This window comes from Melioribacteraceae bacterium (assembly GCA_030584085.1).
Classification (GTDB): Bacteria; Bacteroidota; Ignavibacteria; order Ignavibacteriales; family Melioribacteraceae; genus SURF-28.
The window spans coordinates 522,279-542,053 of sequence record CP129490.1; the positions used below are offsets into that span (position 1 = coordinate 522,279).

The following is a 19,775-nucleotide window of genomic DNA, read 5'->3' on the forward strand; positions in this document are numbered from 1 at the left end:
TTCCAAAACAGTTGATTGATTAGGACTTCTCCAGCGTATAACTTGGCCCTCTTTTTGTTAATTATGTAAATACTGATAGGCTACTCAAATCAAAATGAAAACTTATAATTAAATGGAGTATGAAATGGCTAAGAATCAAAGTAACAGAAAGATAACTCTTAAGAAGAAAGCAACAAAAACTATGAAAGAGCGAAAAGCTGAAAAAAGGCAAAAACGTGAACAAAAGAAAATAAATGAACTTCTAAAATAAGAGGAACATTTAAACATAGGGTATACTAATGGAATTAATATTCAGTGCAGGAATTATAATGTTGCTACGTATTTGCGACGTAACTCTAGGAACGTTAAGAACTGTTTTTGTGGTTCAATCAAGAAAATATCATGCTGGTATTGCCGGTTTCTTTGAGGTACTTGTTTGGATCTTTGCAATGAAATACATAGTCGAGCACATGGATAATACCCTGAATTTACTGGGGTACGCTTCTGGATTCGGTTTTGGAACAATTCTGGGTATAACTATAGAACAAAAAATTGGAATAGGATATGTTCAGGTTAATATTATCTCTAATTTAAAAACTGATTTAATAGTCGACTCACTGAGAAATAAACAGTTTGGTGTTACTGTAATGCCTGCAAATGGTATAAATGGTGGAGTTAATGTCATCCACACTATTATTAGTAAGAGAATGTTCAAAAGGTTAAAAGCTATCGTTGAAGAGATTGATCCATCAGGTTTCATAAATATTTTGCCGGCTTCACCATTACGAGGATTTATTCATGGAGTTAGGAAATAGAAAGTTTGATTCTAGTCTTCATAAATCTGACACTTAAAATAATCTATGGGATAAAAAAATGAATAGTACAGCAATTTACATTACGAAAGAAGATAAAACTAAGCTAAAGAAGTTAATTTCTTTTTCAAGCGGATATAGACAATTGGACAAAAAGACTATACAAGATCTTAAGTCTGAGGTTGAACGTGCTGAGGTTATTACTGACGAAGAAAGAATTAACGACATAATTACAATGAACTCAACGGTACGTTTAAAAGATCTTAAGTCCGGCGTGGAGTTTACATATACCCTTGTATATCCTGATCAGGCCAATATTGCGGAAAATAAAATATCAATTTTCGCACCCATTGGAACAGCGATGTTGGGTTATAAGGTAGGAGAGATTATTGAATGGAAAGTGCCTGCTGGTAAAAGGAGATTAGAAATACTAGAAATAGTATCAAAAGAATAAAATAAAAACATAGCTATGGTAATTTTTTGTTAAGATTATGATTTATCATTAGTATGCGGAAGATCAAGTTAAGGACTAATTGTAGGAACAACATTTAAAAAAATCCAAGCAAGCTTAAGTAACCAAAAGATTATAAGTATACTGAAGTACTGTTGATTTAAAGCAAGATTATAATAGAGCACTTAAACAAAAATCAAAAACTATATTCTAAATATGGTCTCGTAAAATTATGAACTCGATAATTAGTATTGTAATATATAAGGTCCTACTAGCAATGATGCTTGTCTCATCGATTCTGGTTCTAATTGGAATCGCAAATAAGTACTTAACATGGAATAGAAGTAGGATAAATACCAAATCACAAGAATAAGCTTGATCAAGATTCAGTATTTTCAAAATTATAAACTAATACAAGTGAGGAGTAAAATGAAAAATGAGCCAAACTCTCACATCAAAGTGAAAATAAGAAATCTCTACTTTCCAATAAAAGTAAGGTCAAAAGATCATTACAATGGAGAGAAAACCATAGCGAACATCTCAATTGATTCCGCAATAGAATTAGCGTACGGAGGTGAATTTGCAAAAAAGATAATTCAAGTTATCAGCTCCAGAAACGAATCTATCGGGATATATCAACTTACAAAAGAGATAATGGATTACTGTAATTCAATTAATGCAGAAAAAACAAGCATCTCCTATGAATATCCCTATTTCATTAATAACATGTCCTTTAAGTCTAATAATAAAATAAAGAAATGTTTTTGCCAATTTTCAGCAGAAAAAGATTTATTGTTTGAATACAAACGAAAACATCAAGTAACTGTTCCTGTTACAATGTATCATGCTTTATTGTCTTTTTTGGAAGACCCGTTGGACTCTCCAATTGAAATAGTGGTTGAGTTTGAGGGAGACGATATAATCTTTACAGAAGATATTGTTGAGATAGTAGAGGGTAGTATTTCAAAAATAATTGGCTGCAATAGTATAGGTGAGTTTGCCGATAAAGGAATGAGCACAAATAATTTCAAGCTAAGACTATTAAATAATATCAGGGATACCTTAATTTCAAAACACAATATTAGTAACTGTTCGGTTAAAGCAGTAAATCAGCAAGCACTATATCTATTTTCTGTTGAAACCATAAAGTCAGCGGAAAAGATGGGGCTATCTGGATTAAAAAAAATAGAACAGGCTTTAAACTGAAAAAGGGATAGTAAAATAAATCACATTATTATTTTATAAGATAGTAAATAACATCATGGGTAAAGTCTCTAAAAATATGATCGAAGAAATTGAAGTAATCGCAAAAGAATATATGACCCAAGTAAAAGGGGATAATCTAACGGAATTTGATTTGATGGTTGCGGAAAACTTAGTGATGTTTGGGTATCTAAAAGCAAAAAAACAGTTCATCGAAATGAATAAAAATATTAAGAAGATAGATGAGGCTTAGCTATAATTTCTTTTACTTTTTAATTATAGCCTAGCCTTACAATTTTTTATTTCATTCGTAGATAGTAATCAATCTGAATCAGAAAAATTGGGTTTATAAGTCGGTATAAATCAGAACAATCCTGTTATTTCTCCATTTTCATCCACATCCATATTAACCGCAGCAGGTGTTTGAGGAAGCCCGGGCATTAGCATCATATCTCCGCAAATAATTACTATAAAACCTGCTCCTGCAGAGAGTTTAGCATCTGTTACAGTTAAAGACCAGTTAGTCGGAACGCCAATTGCTTTAGGATTATCAGACAAAGAAGATTGAGTTTTGGCTATACATATAGGTAGATTTCCGTATCCAAGTTCAACAAATCTTTTAATTTTGGCTTTTGCTCTTTTTTCAAAGTAAACATCTTTAGCGCAGTACATTTTCTGTGCAATGGCAGTTATTTTTTCTTCAATTGATTGATCAAGGTTATACAAGTATTTTCTATCATTAATTGTATAGTTATCCGCCAATGCAACTGTTTTTTTCGCTAACTCTACTGCACCGCTGCCTCCATGCATAAATGCATCGTGTGCTGCAAATTCAACATCCAATTTTTTACATAAATCAAATATCATCTCCACTTCTTTAGGTAAATCAGTAGGAAATCTATTCACCGCTACTATTAATGGTACTCCAAATATTTTCAAGTTTTTAATATGCGCTTCTAAATTTGCTAGGCCCTTTTTAAATGCCTCATTGTTTTCTTTATAGAGATTCTCTTCCGGTTTTTCACTAACACCCCCATGTAATTTAATTGCACGACAAGTCGCAACTATCACAACAGTGGAAGGATAAAAATCTGTACTTCGGCAAACAATATCAAAGAATTTTTCAGCACCCAGATCGGCACCAAATCCGCATTCAGTAACAACATAATCAGCCAATTTCAGAGCAATTTTATCTGCAATTACACTATTAGTCCCATGAGCAATGTTTGCGAAAGGACCAGCATGAACAAGTGCAGGTGTGTTTTCACTAGTTTGAACAAGATTGGGCATAATCGCATCATTTAATAAAACAGCCATAGCTTTATGAGCTTGAAGGTCTTTTGCTTTTACAACTTTTTTATCGTGCGAATAACCAACAATAATCTCTCCTAATCTTTCCTTTAAGTCTGTACGAGAAGTTGCAAGTGCCAATATTGCCATAACTTCAGACGCCGCTGTAATCACAAAATTAGATTCTCTCGGAATACCATTTACTCTTCCACCTAATCCAATAACAATTTGTCTTAATGAGCGATCATTAATATCCATCGTTCTATTCCACAAGATGTTTGTTACATCAATACCAAGCTTGTTTCCTTTAAGAATATGATTATCCAACATGGCTGCCAGCAAGTTGTGTGCGGCTGTAATTGCACTAAGATCACCATTAAAATGTAAGTTTATCATTTCCATTGGGAGCACTTGCGAATAACCTCCTCCAGCTGCACCGCCTTTAATTCCGAAGACGGGACCAACTGAGGGTTCTCTTATGGCTATTATTCCGTTCTTCCCAATTTTATTTAATGCTTGTCCAAGACCAATTGTCGTTAGAGTTTTCCCTTCACCAAAACTTGTTGGAGTAATTGCAGTTACTAATATTAATTTACCATCAGGCTGTGATTTTAGTTTATCTAACATCGATAATTTTATCTTGCCCGTATATTTCCCATAAAATTCAAAATCATCTTCAGAAATATTTAATCGTTCAATAATATGTTTGATTTCGTGTAATTTTACTTTACGTGATATTTCAAGGCTAGTTAACATGGCATTTTTCCTGATATTTAATCAAACTTTTTAATTATGATACTATTTATTATCATGTTTCATTTATGAAACGTATTTGTCATTCTGTACTCTTCCGGAACCGGGTTACTCCCTTCCCATACAATTTTCCTAAAATCATTAGGGTCAGTATTCCCCTCGGTGTTTATTAATAAAACTTTGGAATCACTATTGAGATCCAAAAAACTTCTCAATTGTTCATACTTAGGAAGAGCCATCGTAAACATTAAAGCTCCCAAAGTCACCGCCCCGGATTCACCTGAAACAATAAATGGGTCGCCTGATAATGGGACTCCATAAACACGCATTGCTTTTGCAGCAACATAATCAGGTGATATCATAAATACATCTGTATAATCTCGTAAAACATTCCATGCAAGCGGGCTTGGATCTCCGCAAGCTAATCCCGCCATCATTGTATTCAAATCACCATTATCACTATGCACTTTCCCATCTGAGATTTTTGCTGATCGATATAAGCATTGAGCTTTTGTTGGTTCCACTATAATAAATTTTGGTGATTCAACGCCGAATAGTTGACGGTAGTATCCAATAACCGAAGCGGCAAGAGCACCAACACCGGCTTGAATAAAAATGTGAGTCGGTTTTACAATGCCAAGGGCAGCAAACTGCTCTTGACTTTCAGACAGCATAGTTGTATAACCCTGCATCACCCATTTGGGGATATCTTCATAACCTTTCCATGAAGTATCTGAAAGTACTTGCCATCCATTCTTTTTAGAATCACGAAATATCTTTTTAACCGCTTCATCATAGGTGCCATCTACAATTACAACCTCGGCTCCATTGTTCTTTATTGCATCAATCCTTGCTTGAGTTGTGTTTTTGTGAACGTAAATAATAGATTCGAAGCCTAATTGTTTTGAAGCCCAGGCAATCCCCATCCCATGATTACCGTCTGTTGCCGCAGCAAACTTAAGGTTGCCTAATTGTTTTTTGATTATTTGAGATTTCAAATCTGCTAAGAGAATGTCTTCAAAATCTAACTTGAGAGAATTGATCAAATAATTATATATGGCAAAGGTTCCACCTAACACTTTGAAAGAGTTTAAATTCAGTCTTTGTGATTCATCTTTAATAAATATTCCACCTATATTAATCATATCTGCCAGATGAGGCAGGCTCTTTAATGGCGTAATTTTGTAGCCATTAATCTTTCTGTGAAAGTTCCTTGCTATTGTAGTTGTTTCCTTGGGAAAGAGCTCGTTAATAACTTCGGTATTCTTTTCCTTTTTTAGATTATTGTTCTGCATCCATTCTATTGGTGGCACTGAAACCATTATGTTCTCCTAAATCTCTTGTTGTTTTCATAGTCTTTATTTCTTATCTAGACAATAATTCTGCCAATCTACTTTCACACAGTATAATTATGATCTCAGATTAGGTTTTTTGCAAACGCTTAAATCAATGACTAAAACGATTATTGAGGCGCCTCTTTTTCAAAAATAGTTTTGAGAAACAATAAGGTATAAAGTATGTTGAAACTGGAAGTTGCATTATTGTAATCAGTTCATTTAATAATTGCAAAATTGCAACCAAACAGTCCTTACTTTAATCCATCAACATATGTAAATAATATTTTTTCTCGAATTACTATTCTAATCTTGGTATGCTTATTGACCTAATGAAGTAACAGAAAAACCACATTAATATTTTATGAGGATAATATGGCTTACTCAATTACAGATGAATGCATTTCGTGTGCAGCGTGTATTCATGAATGCCCGAATGAGGCAATATTTGAAAATGACGATATGCGATATGAGATAAACCATGAAAAATGTACCGAGTGTTTTGGGTTGTTTAATGAACCTCAATGCGTAAATGTTTGTCCGGTTGAAGGTGCTATCGTTAGATATAAGAATGCTACAACATCAGCAACGATATTCAAAATGGCTTGAACTTAAGAAGCGGAAAAGCTTTGAGGTGTTACTTAATTTTAACTCTCCTTAATTTAGAGAACCACGTATGCTTTGTATACTATTCAATGTGCATAGTTGACTTTTCGTGGTGTACTTCCACTCTCTCATTACAGATAAAAAAACATCAAAAATTTGACCTATCAAGAGTATCCAATCTCTTATTTAGCAATTTTCAACTAAGAACTGACTTAAGTCAAGGCGCATGTCTCCATAACGGACTAGATTTGTATTTAAATCAGATAAAATGGAGGAAAAATGTTACACAAAGTAAACTTGACCAAAATCTTAAGTGGGCTTTTTTTACTATTTCTATTTTCTAACAGCATTTCCGCACACTGTGACTCGGTTGAAGGACCGGTTGTTCATGCAGCAAAGAAAACACTTGAGACTGGCAATCTTAATTACGTCTTTATTTGGCTTCAGCCGGAAGACGAAGCTGAAATCGAAAAATTGTACAAAAAAGTTGTGAAAGTTAGCGATATTAATGAAGACGTTCGTGAATTGGCGGATATGTACTTTTACGAAACCGTAGTTAGAGTTCATAGAATGAGCGAGGGAGTTGGTTATACGGGATTAGAATTCGAAGATTTTCAGCCTGCCGTGGGAATTGAAGCTGCGGACAGAGCAATTGAAAAAGATTCCGTTGAAGAAATACTTTCTCATATTAATGATAAATCCAAACAAGAACCCGTAAAACATTATTTCACAGATCTTCAATCAAAAAGAAATTTTGAAGTTAATGATGTAGAAGCCGGAAGAGAATATGTAAAATCTTATGTGCATTTTATTCATTATGTTGAAGGGTTATTCGGCGGCGCAACAGATCATAACGATTCACATAACAAAGCACACACACATTAAAAATTTACAGGTAGAAAAATGGTACATGAAGAAAATAAGGATATCGAAAAAATAGAAGTAAATAAAATATCGGAAATGATTGAATATCAGTCGGGTGGAATTGTAAGTAAACAAATCATCAAAAAACCTAACGGCAATTTAACATTATTCGGATTTGATAAAGGTGAGTCCTTGACTGAACACACATCCCCTTTTGAAGCGGTCGTTAATATTATTGAAGGTGAAATGGAAATTACAATTGGCGGCAAGCCTTATAATGTTAAGGCGGGCGAAATGATAATTATGCCGCCGAACATACCACACGGATTGGTAGCCAAAGAGAAAACGAAAATGTTTTTGACAATGATAAAAAATTAGTCTGAAATTATGGAAAGAAGAAAAAAAGAAAAGCCGATAATATATTCATGCTCGGGTTGCAGCAATGTAGCCCAGCTGGCTAATGATATAGCCGTTAAGATAAATGAGGAAGAAGTTGCTGAAATGTCCTGCATTGCTGGTGTAGGTGGAAAAGTTAAACCACTTGTAAAGACAGCATTATCGGGAAGACCGATAATTGTAATTGACGGCTGCCCACTCAAATGTGCAAAGGCATGTTTGAATAATATCGGGGTTAAACCGGATAAACATATTACTCTTACAGATTATGATCTGAAAAAGAAATTTAATACAAAAATTAATTTGGAAGATGAATTGGATGTCTATGAAAGAATAGTTGAAGAAACACTTGATTTATATAGTGAGTTAGAAACGGTGTAGCAAATGCCACGACTGTCAATTTCTATTCAGGCATTCGCGGCATAAATATTTCTTAATAGTTATTATTACAGTTCAATCTACCTTTTTGCCATCCGCATGTTTTCGGCTGCCTCTTTTATTTTGGTTAAGTCGCGTACCATTTCACTCCAGCAGTACCGCAAAGAACTATCGAGATTAGCGTGAAACGAGCCTGAAAAGTTCGCATATGAATTCCGCAAACATTTTTTGATAAATGCACGTTGTACCGATCCCTGTAAATTTCGATCTATAAATTCCATTCATGGAAGAATATCTGACAGTCATTTTTTGGTCATCGCTTTCCCCAAAATCTTTCGAAAATAAGCCAAAAACTCAATAAATATCGGAATGCGCAGGCTCCCTGACTCTCCGCACAGATAATTAAAACCTCAAGGATAGCGAAAATAAGCCGTTTTTGAGGTTTTTTTGTGCCCGCTTGTAATTTGTAGTGGTTGTAGACGTACTAATTTGACCTGCTATGGACACTTTTTAGTCACTTTTTGGTCATCGAATTTTACAAATCTTATCAATCGTATTCAAAGCACAATGCATGTCAGAAATGGAAATTCATTATGTTTGTTTACAAAATAAAAATTAATCGATAATGGAGATTCAATGGGCGTTGAGGCAAATAAAATCATTTATTCAATGATTGGTGTTAGTAAGTATTACGATAAAAAACCAATTCTAAAAGATATCTACCTTTCATATTTCTATGGTGCTAAGATTGGAGTTCTAGGATTAAACGGTTCCGGAAAAAGTTCTTTACTAAAAATATTAGCGGGAGTAGATCAAGATTTTAATGGAGAAACAGCGGTTTCTCCCGGATACACAATTGGTTATTTAGAACAAGAACCATTGCTCGATGAATCTAAAACAGTAAAGGAAACAGTTGAAGAAGCAGTTAAAGAAGTTCTTGAAGTAATGAAAGAGTATGACGAAATAAATACGAAATTTGCGGAAGAAATGACTGACGATGAAATGAATGACTTACTGGAAAGACAAGGAAAAGTTCAAGATAAGCTGGATGCTATGGGAGCTTGGGACATTGATTCAAAACTTCAAATGGCAATGGATGCGTTAAATTGTCCCCCCGGTGATACGCCGGTAAAGGTTCTTTCCGGTGGCGAAAAAAGACGTGTCGCTTTGTGCAGATTGCTTCTTCAAAAACCAGATATTTTACTATTGGATGAACCAACAAATCATCTTGATGCTGAAACCGTTGCTTGGTTAGAAGCAGAACTGAACCGCTATCCCGGGACTATTATAGCCGTAACTCATGATAGATATTTCTTAGATAATGTTGCCGGTTGGATTCTTGAACTTGATCGCGGTGAAGGAATTCCTTGGAAAGGGAATTATTCCTCTTGGTTAGAACAAAAACAAATTCGTCTTGCTCAAGAGGAAAAAAGAGAAACTGAAAAACAAAAAACTTTGAAAAGAGAGTTAGAGTGGATTAGGATGTCGCCGAAGGGAAGACATGCAAAATCAAAAGCTAGAATTACATCTTATGAGCAAATGTTAAAAGAAGAAAATGAAAAAGCTCAGAAAGAAATAGAACTTTATATACCTGCCGGCCCTCGATTAGGAAACGTAGTTATAGAAGCGCAAAATGTTTCTAAAGCTTATGGTGATAAACTACTTTTTGAAAATCTAAATTTTGCACTTCCTCCGGGTGGAATTGTTGGTGTTATCGGCCCAAACGGGGCAGGTAAAACAACTTTATTTAGAATGATCACTGCAAAAGAAGCAGCAGATTCCGGTTCATTTAGAATTGGAGAAACTGTAAAACTTGCTTATTTAGATCAAAGTAGAGAATCTTTAGATCCGGATAAAACAGTCTGGCAGCAAATTTCAGAAGGGGCTGATGTAATTCAATTAGGCAACAAGCAAGTAAACTCACGAGCTTATGTTGGGCAATTTAACTTTGGTGGTGGAGATCAACAGAAAAAAGTTGGAGTCCTTTCCGGAGGAGAAAGAAATAGAGTTCATCTCGCATTAATGTTAAAAGCCGGTGCAAATGTTATTCTTCTTGATGAACCTACCAACGATTTGGATGTTAATACAATGCGTGCATTAGAAGAAGGACTTTTAAATTTTGCCGGATGCGCAGTTGTTATTAGTCACGATAGATGGTTCTTGGATAGAATTTGCACACATATTTTAGCGTTTGAAGGTAATAGTCAAGTTGTGTGGTTTGAAGGAAATTTTTCCGACTACGAAGAAAATAGAAGAGAAAGACTTGGCAAAGATGCTGATATTCCCAAAAGAATTAAATACAAAAAACTTACTAGATAATTTTTGAATTCTATTTTCGCATTAAGTGTAATATCATATCCGGTATTCAATTTTTAGAATACCGGAAGCGATTCTTTTAGAGAAACAATATGGTAAATCCTTCAGACATACTTAAAAAATATTTCGGTTACTCTGCATTTAAGAGTGAGCAGGAAAATATAATTAATAGACTACTTTTAGATAATGGTCACGCACTTGTTTTAATGCCGACCGGTGGAGGTAAATCTCTTTGCTACCAAGTACCCGCATTAATATTTGAAGGAGGGACAATTGTTATTAGTCCTTTGATTGCTCTTATGCAGGATCAAGTTGACGCTTTAAAGAAGAAAAACATTCCGGCTGAATTTATAAACTCCACGGTTAAACCGACGCAAAGAAAAGAGAGATTGCAAAAATTTGTCGATGGAAAAGTTAAACTCCTTTACGTAACTCCCGAACGATTTAGAAAAACAGAATTTGTAGAAGAGATAAAAAAAACAAAAATTTCTCTGCTTGCTGTTGATGAAGCACATTGCATTTCGGAATGGGGACATGATTTTCGTCCCGACTACTCACGCATAGCTGAATTCCGGGAGTTGATGGGAAATCCTTTAACAATTGCGTTGACAGCAACCGCAACCCGTGCAGTGCAGAAAGACATAGTTAATAAACTTGGATTGAGTAAAGATGAGATTAAATTGTTTCATCAGGGAATTCAGCGCCCCAACCTAAGACTTGATACAGCAGATATCTTTGATGAAAAAGATTCATTCGATGAAATTTATAAAGTGCTCGATAAATATAAAGGTCCTGGTATAATTTATTTTTCTCTTATCAAAACACTTGAGTATTTCTCAGAGAAGATTGGCGACAAAGGTTACAAACATGGAATATATCACGGTAAGTTGGAGGCAAAGAAAAGAAAACAAACCCAGCGAGATTTTTTAGCAGGTAAGGAAAATTTGATTTTGGCTACAAATGCTTTTGGAATGGGAATAGACAAACCCGATATTCGATTTGTGCTGCATGCCGAAGTCCCCGGTTCAATTGAATCTTATTACCAAGAAATCGGTAGAGCGGGACGTGATGGAAAAGACTCACTATGTAAACTTCTTTACAATCAGCAGGATCTTTATACTCAAATGGAATTTATAAAATGGTCTAATCCAAATGCCGAATACTATTCACGTGTTTATGATATTTTGAAAAGCGATTTGAATACCGTCAACTCTATGGGAGTTGATTATCTACGTGAACAGATGAGTTTTAGAGACAGAAATGATTTTAGGATTGAAACTGTTCTATCAATGTTGGACCGTTACGGGGTGATTGAGGGAAGTCCGGAGAATAAAGATTTAATTGTTGTCGACGATCTTCCTGATGAACTTCAAGATGATGCACGATTGGAAGAAAAACTTTTGAACGATAATAAGAAGCTGCTAGCAGTTGTAAATTATTTCAAATCGACTACATGCCGGCGGATATTTATTTCAGACTATTTCGGATTCCCCGGTGAGAAACCTTGTGGGAATTGTGATGTGTGTAGTCAACATATTATTACGTGATTTTAGTTATTACTCTTTGTAAAATCTCACAAAATTCATTACTATAGAAAAGTTTAATGTGTTAAGAAAATCTAATTAAAAGGAATTGATGGTGACAAAACACAGAATATATACAACGAGCTTTGCAAGTGTTTACCCTCATTATGTTACTAAGGCAGAGAAAAAAGGACGTACCAAAGAGGAAGTTGATGAAATAATTCGCTGGCTGACGGGCTATACTCAAAAAAGGTTTGAAGCCCAGCTGAAAAAACAAACTGACTTTGAAACTTTCTTTGCTGAAGCTCCCAAGCTGAACCCTTCGCGAAATTTAATTAAAGGTGTGGTCTGCGGTATCCGTGTGGAAGACATCGAAGAACCTTTAATGCGTGAAATCCGCTATCTAGACAAACTGATCGACGAATTAGCAAAGGGAAAAACGATGGAAAAGATACTGAGAAAAGTATAATACGTCATGTGTAGAGTTAGGTTAAAGTTATCATGAAAAATTTCTTTAATAAAATGAGGGACCGAAGTCCCTCTAAATTAATTGCTGTTTAATTACTATACTATTTCATCAATATCATTTTCTTGCTTTGGTAAAAATCTCCCGTTCTTAAAGTATAAATGTAAATCCCACTAGCCAAGTTATCGGCATTGAATGTTATGTTATGTTGACCGGGATTTTGATCTTCATTGACCAATACTTTTACTTCTCTTCCAAGTATATCATACACTGTAAGTTTTACAAAACCCGCTTTAGATAAATTGTACCTAATTGTAGTTGATGGATTAAACGGATTTGGGTAAGACTGCATCAATTCAATTTTTTTAGGGATTTGCTGCTCATCATTTATATCAGTTGTCGTTTTACATTTCCCATTACTTCCTGCTTCATATATTGAATTAACTTCATCTTTAGTAATCGCTCGATTGAATAATTCTATCTCATCCAAAATTCCACGGAAGGGATAATTCTCTACAAATGATTGAGCACCGATTCTTAGAATACCTCTATTATCAAGTGAGCCTTGGTGTGTTGTCGGATCGCCGAAAGTAGTTGGTTCTCCGTCAAGATAGAATGTTATACCGTTCTGATCATTTCTGGAAACCGTTATAGCGATATGATGAAACATACCGTCAGCCACAAAAACCGGTGAAACATAATCTGTAGCAGTTCCATCTTCCAATCTTAGACTTAGTTTTCCATCAACAAGATAGAATAGATATCCGAAAATACCGCCGGAATTTTTAACTCGTTTATCAACAAGATGTTGTACTCCAACATCGTTACTTGTTTGTATCCATGCATCAAAAGAAAAATCGCCGGTACCAAAGTTAAGTTCAGATTGATGCGGGACATCCACAAAGTTTTTACCGCTGAATTGTAAACCACCTAGTACTTTTGCGGCTACCGGAACAGGGTTATTCATATGAGTACCCATATTATCAAAACTAGCTAAATCAAGAGATGATGTACCTGAGATTTCATCAAGAGTCCACCATGCAACCATACCTGAAGGAGGATCGACACAACCGGTAGGTTCGCCGCATTCGGGTGTAGTAATACAGAATATATCGCTATGGCAGCAGAAATTATATACACTTTCTCCGGGTACGACTGTATTGAATATTGCAGTTTGGAAACAAAGTTCTTCTCCACCACCAATTCCTGATATAATTATGCTATCAAGAGGTGAAACTTGACCCGGTAGAATGTTTATATTTTCAAATAATGTTTTAGAAAAAGTAACTCCCGGAGTTGTTGGATAAATTCCGTAACCTGTTGACATAATTGTGGAATTGTTTTGAACACGGAACTTATACAAGAACGTTCCATCCGGTAAACATGTTAACGTACCATTAATTGCCTGCGAACAACTGTCGATTGGTAAATCTAGTGGGGTACATCCAAACATTAATGTATCAGTGCAAACAACTTCTCCGTTATTCATCCATCTTACGGCAACAACTTGGTTTGGTGAAGTGTAATCTCTTATACACATATCAAGAACATCAGGAAATGTGCCTTGACCAATCGTTTCAGTGAAGGGTGGAAATTTTCTCAACTTGATAAGATTGTTCGGCCAAGCATTTGTAAATCCCCAACCAGTTGCCGAAGTTGAAAATGTACTGAACATTCCGCCTGAAACTAATTCGAATTCAACATGTGAAAATTCCATACTGCTGATATTTGTTAATGAAATAGAATAACAGCAATCATCAGGATTACCTTGTGCTTCAACACTTAATGAATCACAAACAGTAATACAAGACGGCATAATTGCGGTAATTGTTTCATAACACCAGCAGCATCCGTCGGGGCTATTGAACTTTGCTAGAATGCTAACGGTATCACCCGGAAAAGCTCCTAGAATTTGTATGTTTTGGAGAATAGAATTTGAACCCGGTGAAACAGCCCATGATAAATTCGTAGTTAGCGGTGAAATTGTAACATTACCTGGACTCTGTAATGTGTATTCGATGCTTGATATTCCATAATCTGCATTGTTTGTAAATGAATAGGAATAAGTATAGTCACTTCCGTTACATGTTACGGTGTCACTCAGAATTGAAGTGCATGAAATTTCACAGTCCAGTTCAATAGTTTCTGAACAAACTATTTCTCCTGATTCATCTAACCAATTTACAATGACTATCTGTGGTGAAGTTACAAAGCTAAGTGACATATTAAAGAAATCATTAAGATTTCCACCCGGTACGATTCCGTTTGGAGGTGTAAATGTGTTTGATCCTGAGGTAAACCAATCTTGATAATTAGTTCCAAGTCCGGTACCGGTTGTAAATTGATTTGGTAACAAACATAAAATTTGTATTGAAGTTATACCGGTAAGATCATTTGGTTGAATAAGATTTAAGCTCCAGTCACAATCATCGGGTGAGGTTTTTATTGCCTCGGCATCTAATGATTCGCAAAGATCAGGTATAGAGCCGCAATCACCAGTATTGGTTAAGCAGAAGTTATCAAAACCAAATCTTTCAGCTTGATAACTTGTCGGGTCGATTGATAATCTCAACATGGTTATATTACTCAACATTGAATTCCAATCACTATCTGTCCCAACCGACATCACCCAATGACCTTCGGAATTCGCCGGTAAGGATTCTCCTGGATTAAGTATTGAAAGTGGAGCACAATAAGAATGCCAGCCATCACCGGCAGTAATGAGATCGTTAGTTACAAAGTATGCTGAAAAACCATTACCCTCAATTCGAATACCAGGCGTAATAGTTATCGGTTGCGATGAACCGTCGTTCCCGTTTCCTGCAAACAAATAATTAACATCCCAGCATAAAGTTCCGCAACCACCGTCAAGGAATGCTGCCCAATCTCCGGTTAAAGGTTTGCTTTCATTATAGAAAGAAGATGCGCCTGACTGATCGGTTGTTTGAAAATAATGATTATCGCCTTCCTCAATAATAGTACCTTGAGCATTATTGGTTGTCCAGCCACCGTTACCATCTTCAAAATCCGTACAAATAGAAGTAGAACTTTCAGAAGTTGTTCCTTCAATAAGAACAGTATTATGAATTGCAAAAGAAGGAGTCATTGCAATACCACCGTTTGGAGAATATGGAAAAATTCTAAGCGAAAAAGTTTGTCCACTTGCCACAACTACACTTAAGCTTTTTGAGAATGTCTGCATAGAAGAATTCAGATAACTCAAAGGAGTAGTGTTTAGTTGAACTTTGGTATTCCAATTATCGAGCGAGTACCATACTTCGGATTCTATAATGTTGAAATTTGCTGGGAGAGGATTATCTCCATAATTGAAGGACACATACTGAACATTAAAACTGTTTCCTGAAAGTGGTGCAACTTCATGTTGAATATATCTAGTATAATCAACGGGACTTGCGGGCCAACCGGTGTTCGGGAAGTACAATCTTTGACCATCAGTTGTGTACGGCAGATTAACAGTCATTTGTGGATTGCTCGTCCCAATTGTTTGATTGGTAGCCTGAATATTTCCAACAGGGGTACTTGGACTAATGGTCGTTGTGCTTGAAAGCGGCCAAGTTACATAAGCACTTTGTGCACATATATTTGTGACAGTAAACATCACTGCGAGAATCACAATCATTTTATATAGCTTATTCATTATAACCTCGGTTTTGTTATTTAATTAATTCACCATTCTTAATCTTGATTGAAGTTTTGTCCTTCAACTTTCTTAAGGATGACTTTAATTTTTCAATTTTTTCTTTTGGTACATTCGGATCGTTTTCCAGATCGGCAATCGCTTCGTCAATTGAATTGTATTCTTTTACATCAGAATTGTTAGGCGAAGATTCTTTCTTAATTATTAAAAGTGGAGCGGGTTTATAGTGCTTGGAAGAATGATTTGAAAATATTATTGAAAACAAGCTGAACAATTCTTTAACAATTCTCACGATATGATATCCGATTTTTGATCAAATCTATATCAATAGGAGTGCTGCTACAAGAGCAAATAAGGATGCGGTATCTTTTATTAAATTAACGGTATGTTTTACTAATTAATCGGTAAGAGTTGGACGGATATTTATCTCTAGTTCATCGCTGTTCAAAATAAATTGGATTTACCTCACTAATATGATTTGATTTATATTCTTTTTTTTTGTAGCATTAGATTCCAATCTATCTCCCTCTATTCAACCACTTCATGGTTGTTGTTGAATAAATAGGTCGTTTAACTTGGGGCGTTGCCCAAAGTTATTCATATTTAACTCCTTTGGAGTTATTTCCTAAATTTTGTGAAATACATAATGCATCTTAATGACTACGAAGCAGTCAAATATAAATAGCTTCGTGTGAAACACGGAGAAAATGAAACCACGTAAAGCAAATGAACCCTATAGGGGTTCAATAAAAATTGCTCTAACTAATAATCTTGTAAAGAGTTGGAGGAAGTGAAATAATAACTTCTGTTCCTTGTGAATTGTTATCGCGGCTGCTGAGATCTTCAAACATTATCGGTTGAGGGATGTGCATTTTTGTACTTAATAATCTCAAACGTTCTTCGACTATTTGAATTCCTTTAGATATATGATCTTCTTTTCCTTTTGATTCTTCTTCTTTCTGCTTCTTTGCTGTTTTGATCCCGATACCATTATCAGTGACCTTTATAATTAACGCTCTGCACAAAACTGAATCAATATCTACATTCTCGAACGAGAAAGAGACCGAAAGTAATCCTTCATCACCGGAATCGAGTATTCCATGCCAAAGTGAGTTTTCTACAAAGGGCTGAATTATCATATTGGGTATCATTACTGAAGATGCATCAATATTTGTTTCATTAATAATCTCATAAGAGAATCTATCCTGGAATCTCAATTTTTCGAGATTCAAATAAAGCTTAAGTCGAGTTATCTCTTCGGATAAAGGAATAAACCCGTTTCCGGCTGTATCTAGGTGTTTCCTGATGAGTTTAGCCATCATAGCTATATAATTATTTGCTTCTTCGTTTCGATTAGAATTTATAAGATACTGAACGGAGTTAAGAGCGTTAAATGTAAAATGCGGATTCATCATTGAGGATAAAGCTTGATGTTTAAGTTGATTTATTCTTTCGTTAAGTTCAATTTGTTCACTGTTCTTTTTGCTATTAATTTTAATTCGTCTTGCAGCGATTGAAATTATTAAAACAATAAAAAGAAATAGCATAACGGCATAGAACCAAAGGGTTTCGTAAAAATTGGGTAAAACCTCAAACTTCATTAACAAAGGTTTTCCCCAGTCCGTGTTATGAGTTTTCGCTGCTATTTCAAGCTCGTACTTACCGTTTAGTAATGAAGTTAAATTTAGAAAATTGTGATTTGTTTCCAGTAATTGATTATTAAGTTTATATCTATATTTAATTATATCGGGTGACGAATACAATAAAACACTAAAGTCCATATAAATATTGTTTTGATTCGGCTCGAATATTAAATTATTATAGTCAGTATAAACGGAGTCTCCCGACTTTATATTATTTATTTTTATATTTAGTTCAGGATAAACGTAACTATCAAATAATTTGATATCCATAATGGACAAACCATTACTTGTCCCGATATACAAATAGTCTTCATCTTTATCATAAAACAATGAAAGTATTTCATCGGCGGGAAGTCCGGTTTTGCTGTTAAGATACTTAATATTATTTCCTTCCATAAAATAAAGACCGCTTAAAGTACCAATCCAAATTCTGTTTTTACTATCCGATGAAATTGAAGTTGCACTTGATAAATCAAACCCGTTAACATTTATATAATTATCTATTCTTTCTGATTTAAAATCATAGGAGGCGACTCCTTTGGAACCGGCAAACCAAACTATATTTTTAGAATCCTCGTGAATGTAATTTATTCTTGAATTGAGAATTTGATTATCGCTGTATAAAGTTTTGTCCCAACTCCAAGCAGCATCTTTTTCGTATAGATTTGTTAATTTAATTAAACCAAGTGCTGAAGCAATCCAAAGATTTTTTTTACTATCTTCTTTGAGGTTATAAATCCTATTGGATTGCATTTGATCACTTAAATAATATACCGGATTTTGAGAAGTTAATTCAAAATTTTTACTTATTCTAATATCATTACCCCATCCTCCATAAACAAAATCACCTGAAGATAATTTTAAAAGAGATCGTTTACCGGTAATATTAAATTGAAGCTCCTTATATTTTATACTTGCAGAGTACAAAGGGTTAGCTGACCAAGCGACATATACATTGTTTTTATCAACAATTATGCTGTTAATATCTCCAATAAGTTCTTTATCTAATTTGCCGCTTAGTTTATGCAAACTGTTTTTTTCTAAAATGTTAATTCCTTTAAAGGTTCCGATTATAATTCTGCCCGAATTATCTTTTGTAATGGTATTAATATTATTGTTAATTAATCCGTCATATTCCGTATAATTTTTTAAATAAAGATTATTCAAACAATATACTCCTTTGCCGAATGTTGTAATCCAAATATTTCCTTCGCTGTCCTCCAGGAAATTAGTTATATGCGTAATATCAAGTTTAAGTTTTGTGCCCAAGTTAATTATTTCATCGGAGCCTTTGTAGATTACATAAAACCCCTTGCCCGGAGTACTGAACCAGATGTTCCCTTTACTATCGCTAAAAACATTCTCAATTTTTATATCCTTAGAAAATTCGATATTATATTTTTCTACCAAAGTATTGTCTTTTATTCTGTAAATAGCGCCGATTGAACCAAGTAAATAACTTCCGTCATTATCTTTTGCATATGAGGTAGCATTGATGTCATTCAAACCTTTAATACTGATTTTATAAAATTGGTCATCAATAAAATCATATAATCCGGTATGAGTGAGTGCAGCAAGATTTCCCTTAGGTAGAACAACTAATTTATTAACTAAAATCGGGTTTGAAGTTATAATATATGCCGAGTCTTTTTTAAATTTATTTTTATCAAAAACAATAAAAGATAACAGTGGTGCATATGCATATATTTTTTGTTTATAGTCAATCATATATGATGCAGTGTGATATCTACCGTCAATATTCTCAATTAGGTTTTCAATTTTTCCATTACTTAATAAATTAATACCTCTTTCAAAATTTGATAAATAAAGTTGATTATCCTCACCTTCTAAAATTTGAGTTATAGAATTAGAATTTAGTCCATCCTTAGTTCTGTATGTAATAAATCTAGTTCCGTCAAATCTGCTTAATCCATTTAGAGTGCCAAACCATATATAACCAGCTTTATCTTGAATCATATGAAAAACTGTGGAAGAAGCCAGTCCATTAGAGGATGTGTAATGATAATAAGGCGGTGTTTGTGAATAATGAGATGTAGACAGAAAAAGACCTATTAAAACAACTATAAATATTTTGTTAGTCAT

At 34.6% G+C, this 19,775-nt stretch carries 17 protein-coding genes; 12 read left to right on the forward strand and 5 right to left on the reverse strand.

Going from position 1 to position 19,775, the window contains the following annotated elements:
* Positions 1-124 precede the first annotated feature (124 nt).
* The 5 genes from QY331_02365 to QY331_02385 all read left to right on the forward strand — a co-directional run bounded on the left by QY331_02365 (position 125) and on the right by QY331_02385 (position 2,698).
* Complete coding sequence (locus QY331_02365; GenBank protein WKZ70098.1) at positions 125-250, forward strand: hypothetical protein; 126 nt, start codon at positions 125-127, stop codon at positions 248-250.
* 58 nt (positions 251-308) lie between these two features.
* Entirely contained in the window at positions 309-794 is a 486-nt protein-coding gene (locus QY331_02370) for a DUF5698 domain-containing protein (protein WKZ70099.1), read from the forward strand.
* A gap of 58 nt (positions 795-852) precedes the next feature.
* Complete coding sequence (gene rnk / locus QY331_02375) at positions 853-1,245, forward strand: nucleoside diphosphate kinase regulator (GenBank protein ID WKZ70100.1); 393 nt, start codon at positions 853-855, stop codon at positions 1,243-1,245.
* A 426-nt stretch (positions 1,246-1,671) separates the two neighbouring features.
* Entirely contained in the window at positions 1,672-2,448 is a 777-nt protein-coding gene (locus QY331_02380; GenBank protein ID WKZ70101.1) for a hypothetical protein, read from the forward strand.
* Positions 2,449-2,503: 55 nt separating this feature from the next.
* Complete coding sequence (locus QY331_02385; protein WKZ70102.1) at positions 2,504-2,698, forward strand: hypothetical protein; 195 nt, start codon at positions 2,504-2,506, stop codon at positions 2,696-2,698.
* Positions 2,699-2,808: 110 nt separating this feature from the next.
* On the opposite strand, the gene QY331_02390 is transcribed toward QY331_02385, so the two are convergent.
* Together QY331_02390 and QY331_02395 are read right to left on the reverse strand one after the other, a co-directional pair.
* Positions 2,809-4,491: a formate--tetrahydrofolate ligase gene (locus tag QY331_02390; GenBank protein ID WKZ70103.1), complete on the reverse strand. Its 1,683-nt coding sequence runs from the start codon at positions 4,489-4,491 to the stop codon at positions 2,809-2,811.
* A 59-nt stretch (positions 4,492-4,550) separates the two neighbouring features.
* Positions 4,551-5,810, reverse strand: a complete 1,260-nt coding sequence (locus tag QY331_02395) for a diaminopropionate ammonia-lyase (GenBank protein WKZ70104.1) — start codon at positions 5,808-5,810, stop codon at positions 4,551-4,553.
* 387 nt (positions 5,811-6,197) lie between these two features.
* Between QY331_02395 and QY331_02400 the strand changes: the two genes are divergently transcribed.
* The 7 genes from QY331_02400 (at position 6,198) to QY331_02430 (ending at position 12,374) form a co-directional block, all read left to right on the forward strand.
* Positions 6,198-6,431: a 4Fe-4S dicluster domain-containing protein gene (locus tag QY331_02400; protein ID WKZ70105.1), complete on the forward strand. Its 234-nt coding sequence runs from the start codon at positions 6,198-6,200 to the stop codon at positions 6,429-6,431.
* 276 nt (positions 6,432-6,707) lie between these two features.
* Positions 6,708-7,313 carry a DUF6448 family protein gene (locus QY331_02405; protein WKZ70106.1) on the forward strand — a complete coding sequence of 202 codons (606 nt, stop codon included), beginning with the start codon at positions 6,708-6,710 and terminating at the stop codon, positions 7,311-7,313.
* Between the two features lie 18 nt (positions 7,314-7,331).
* A complete protein-coding gene (locus tag QY331_02410) occupies positions 7,332-7,670 on the forward strand; it encodes a cupin domain-containing protein (protein WKZ70107.1) in 339 nt (112 codons plus the stop codon).
* Positions 7,671-7,679: 9 nt separating this feature from the next.
* Positions 7,680-8,069, forward strand: coding sequence for a putative zinc-binding protein (locus QY331_02415; protein ID WKZ70108.1), 390 nt, complete (start codon positions 7,680-7,682; stop codon positions 8,067-8,069).
* A gap of 633 nt (positions 8,070-8,702) precedes the next feature.
* Entirely contained in the window at positions 8,703-10,385 is a 1,683-nt protein-coding gene (gene ettA / locus QY331_02420) for an energy-dependent translational throttle protein EttA (GenBank protein WKZ70109.1), read from the forward strand.
* Positions 10,386-10,474: 89 nt separating this feature from the next.
* A complete protein-coding gene (locus tag QY331_02425) occupies positions 10,475-11,929 on the forward strand; it encodes an ATP-dependent DNA helicase RecQ (protein WKZ70110.1) in 1,455 nt (484 codons plus the stop codon).
* Between the two features lie 91 nt (positions 11,930-12,020).
* On the forward strand, positions 12,021-12,374 hold the full coding sequence (locus QY331_02430; protein WKZ70111.1) for a DUF2200 domain-containing protein: 354 nt from the start codon (positions 12,021-12,023) through the stop codon (positions 12,372-12,374).
* Positions 12,375-12,474: 100 nt separating this feature from the next.
* On the opposite strand, the gene QY331_02435 is transcribed toward QY331_02430, so the two are convergent.
* From QY331_02435 to QY331_02445, 3 genes are all read right to left on the reverse strand, one after another.
* Positions 12,475-16,029, reverse strand: coding sequence for a T9SS type A sorting domain-containing protein (locus QY331_02435; GenBank protein ID WKZ70112.1), 3,555 nt, complete (start codon positions 16,027-16,029; stop codon positions 12,475-12,477).
* Positions 16,030-16,045: 16 nt separating this feature from the next.
* Positions 16,046-16,321 (reverse strand): hypothetical protein, encoded by a 276-nt coding sequence (locus QY331_02440; protein WKZ70113.1) that lies wholly within the window; start codon positions 16,319-16,321, stop codon positions 16,046-16,048.
* A gap of 466 nt (positions 16,322-16,787) precedes the next feature.
* Positions 16,788-19,775, reverse strand: a complete 2,988-nt coding sequence (locus QY331_02445) for a two-component regulator propeller domain-containing protein (protein ID WKZ70114.1) — start codon at positions 19,773-19,775, stop codon at positions 16,788-16,790.

Coding starts and splice junctions, on each gene's coding strand:
- QY331_02390 (WKZ70103.1), bottom strand. CDS start 4,491: ATGTTAACTAGCCTTGAAATATCACGTAAAGTAAAATTACACGAAATC.
- QY331_02415 (WKZ70108.1), top strand. CDS start 7,680: ATGGAAAGAAGAAAAAAAGAAAAGCCGATAATATATTCATGCTCGGGT.
- QY331_02425 (WKZ70110.1), top strand. CDS start 10,475: ATGGTAAATCCTTCAGACATACTTAAAAAATATTTCGGTTACTCTGCA.
- ettA (WKZ70109.1), top strand. CDS start 8,703: ATGGGCGTTGAGGCAAATAAAATCATTTATTCAATGATTGGTGTTAGT.
- QY331_02405 (WKZ70106.1), top strand. CDS start 6,708: ATGTTACACAAAGTAAACTTGACCAAAATCTTAAGTGGGCTTTTTTTA.
- QY331_02400 (WKZ70105.1), top strand. CDS start 6,198: ATGGCTTACTCAATTACAGATGAATGCATTTCGTGTGCAGCGTGTATT.
- QY331_02365 (WKZ70098.1), top strand. CDS start 125: ATGGCTAAGAATCAAAGTAACAGAAAGATAACTCTTAAGAAGAAAGCA.
- QY331_02385 (WKZ70102.1), top strand. CDS start 2,504: ATGGGTAAAGTCTCTAAAAATATGATCGAAGAAATTGAAGTAATCGCA.
- QY331_02410 (WKZ70107.1), top strand. CDS start 7,332: ATGGTACATGAAGAAAATAAGGATATCGAAAAAATAGAAGTAAATAAA.
- rnk (WKZ70100.1), top strand. CDS start 853: ATGAATAGTACAGCAATTTACATTACGAAAGAAGATAAAACTAAGCTA.
- QY331_02435 (WKZ70112.1), bottom strand. CDS start 16,029: ATGAATAAGCTATATAAAATGATTGTGATTCTCGCAGTGATGTTTACT.
- QY331_02380 (WKZ70101.1), top strand. CDS start 1,672: ATGAAAAATGAGCCAAACTCTCACATCAAAGTGAAAATAAGAAATCTC.
- QY331_02395 (WKZ70104.1), bottom strand. CDS start 5,810: ATGGTTTCAGTGCCACCAATAGAATGGATGCAGAACAATAATCTAAAA.
- QY331_02445 (WKZ70114.1), bottom strand. CDS start 19,775: ATGACTAACAAAATATTTATAGTTGTTTTAATAGGTCTTTTTCTGTCT.
- QY331_02370 (WKZ70099.1), top strand. CDS start 309: ATGTTGCTACGTATTTGCGACGTAACTCTAGGAACGTTAAGAACTGTT.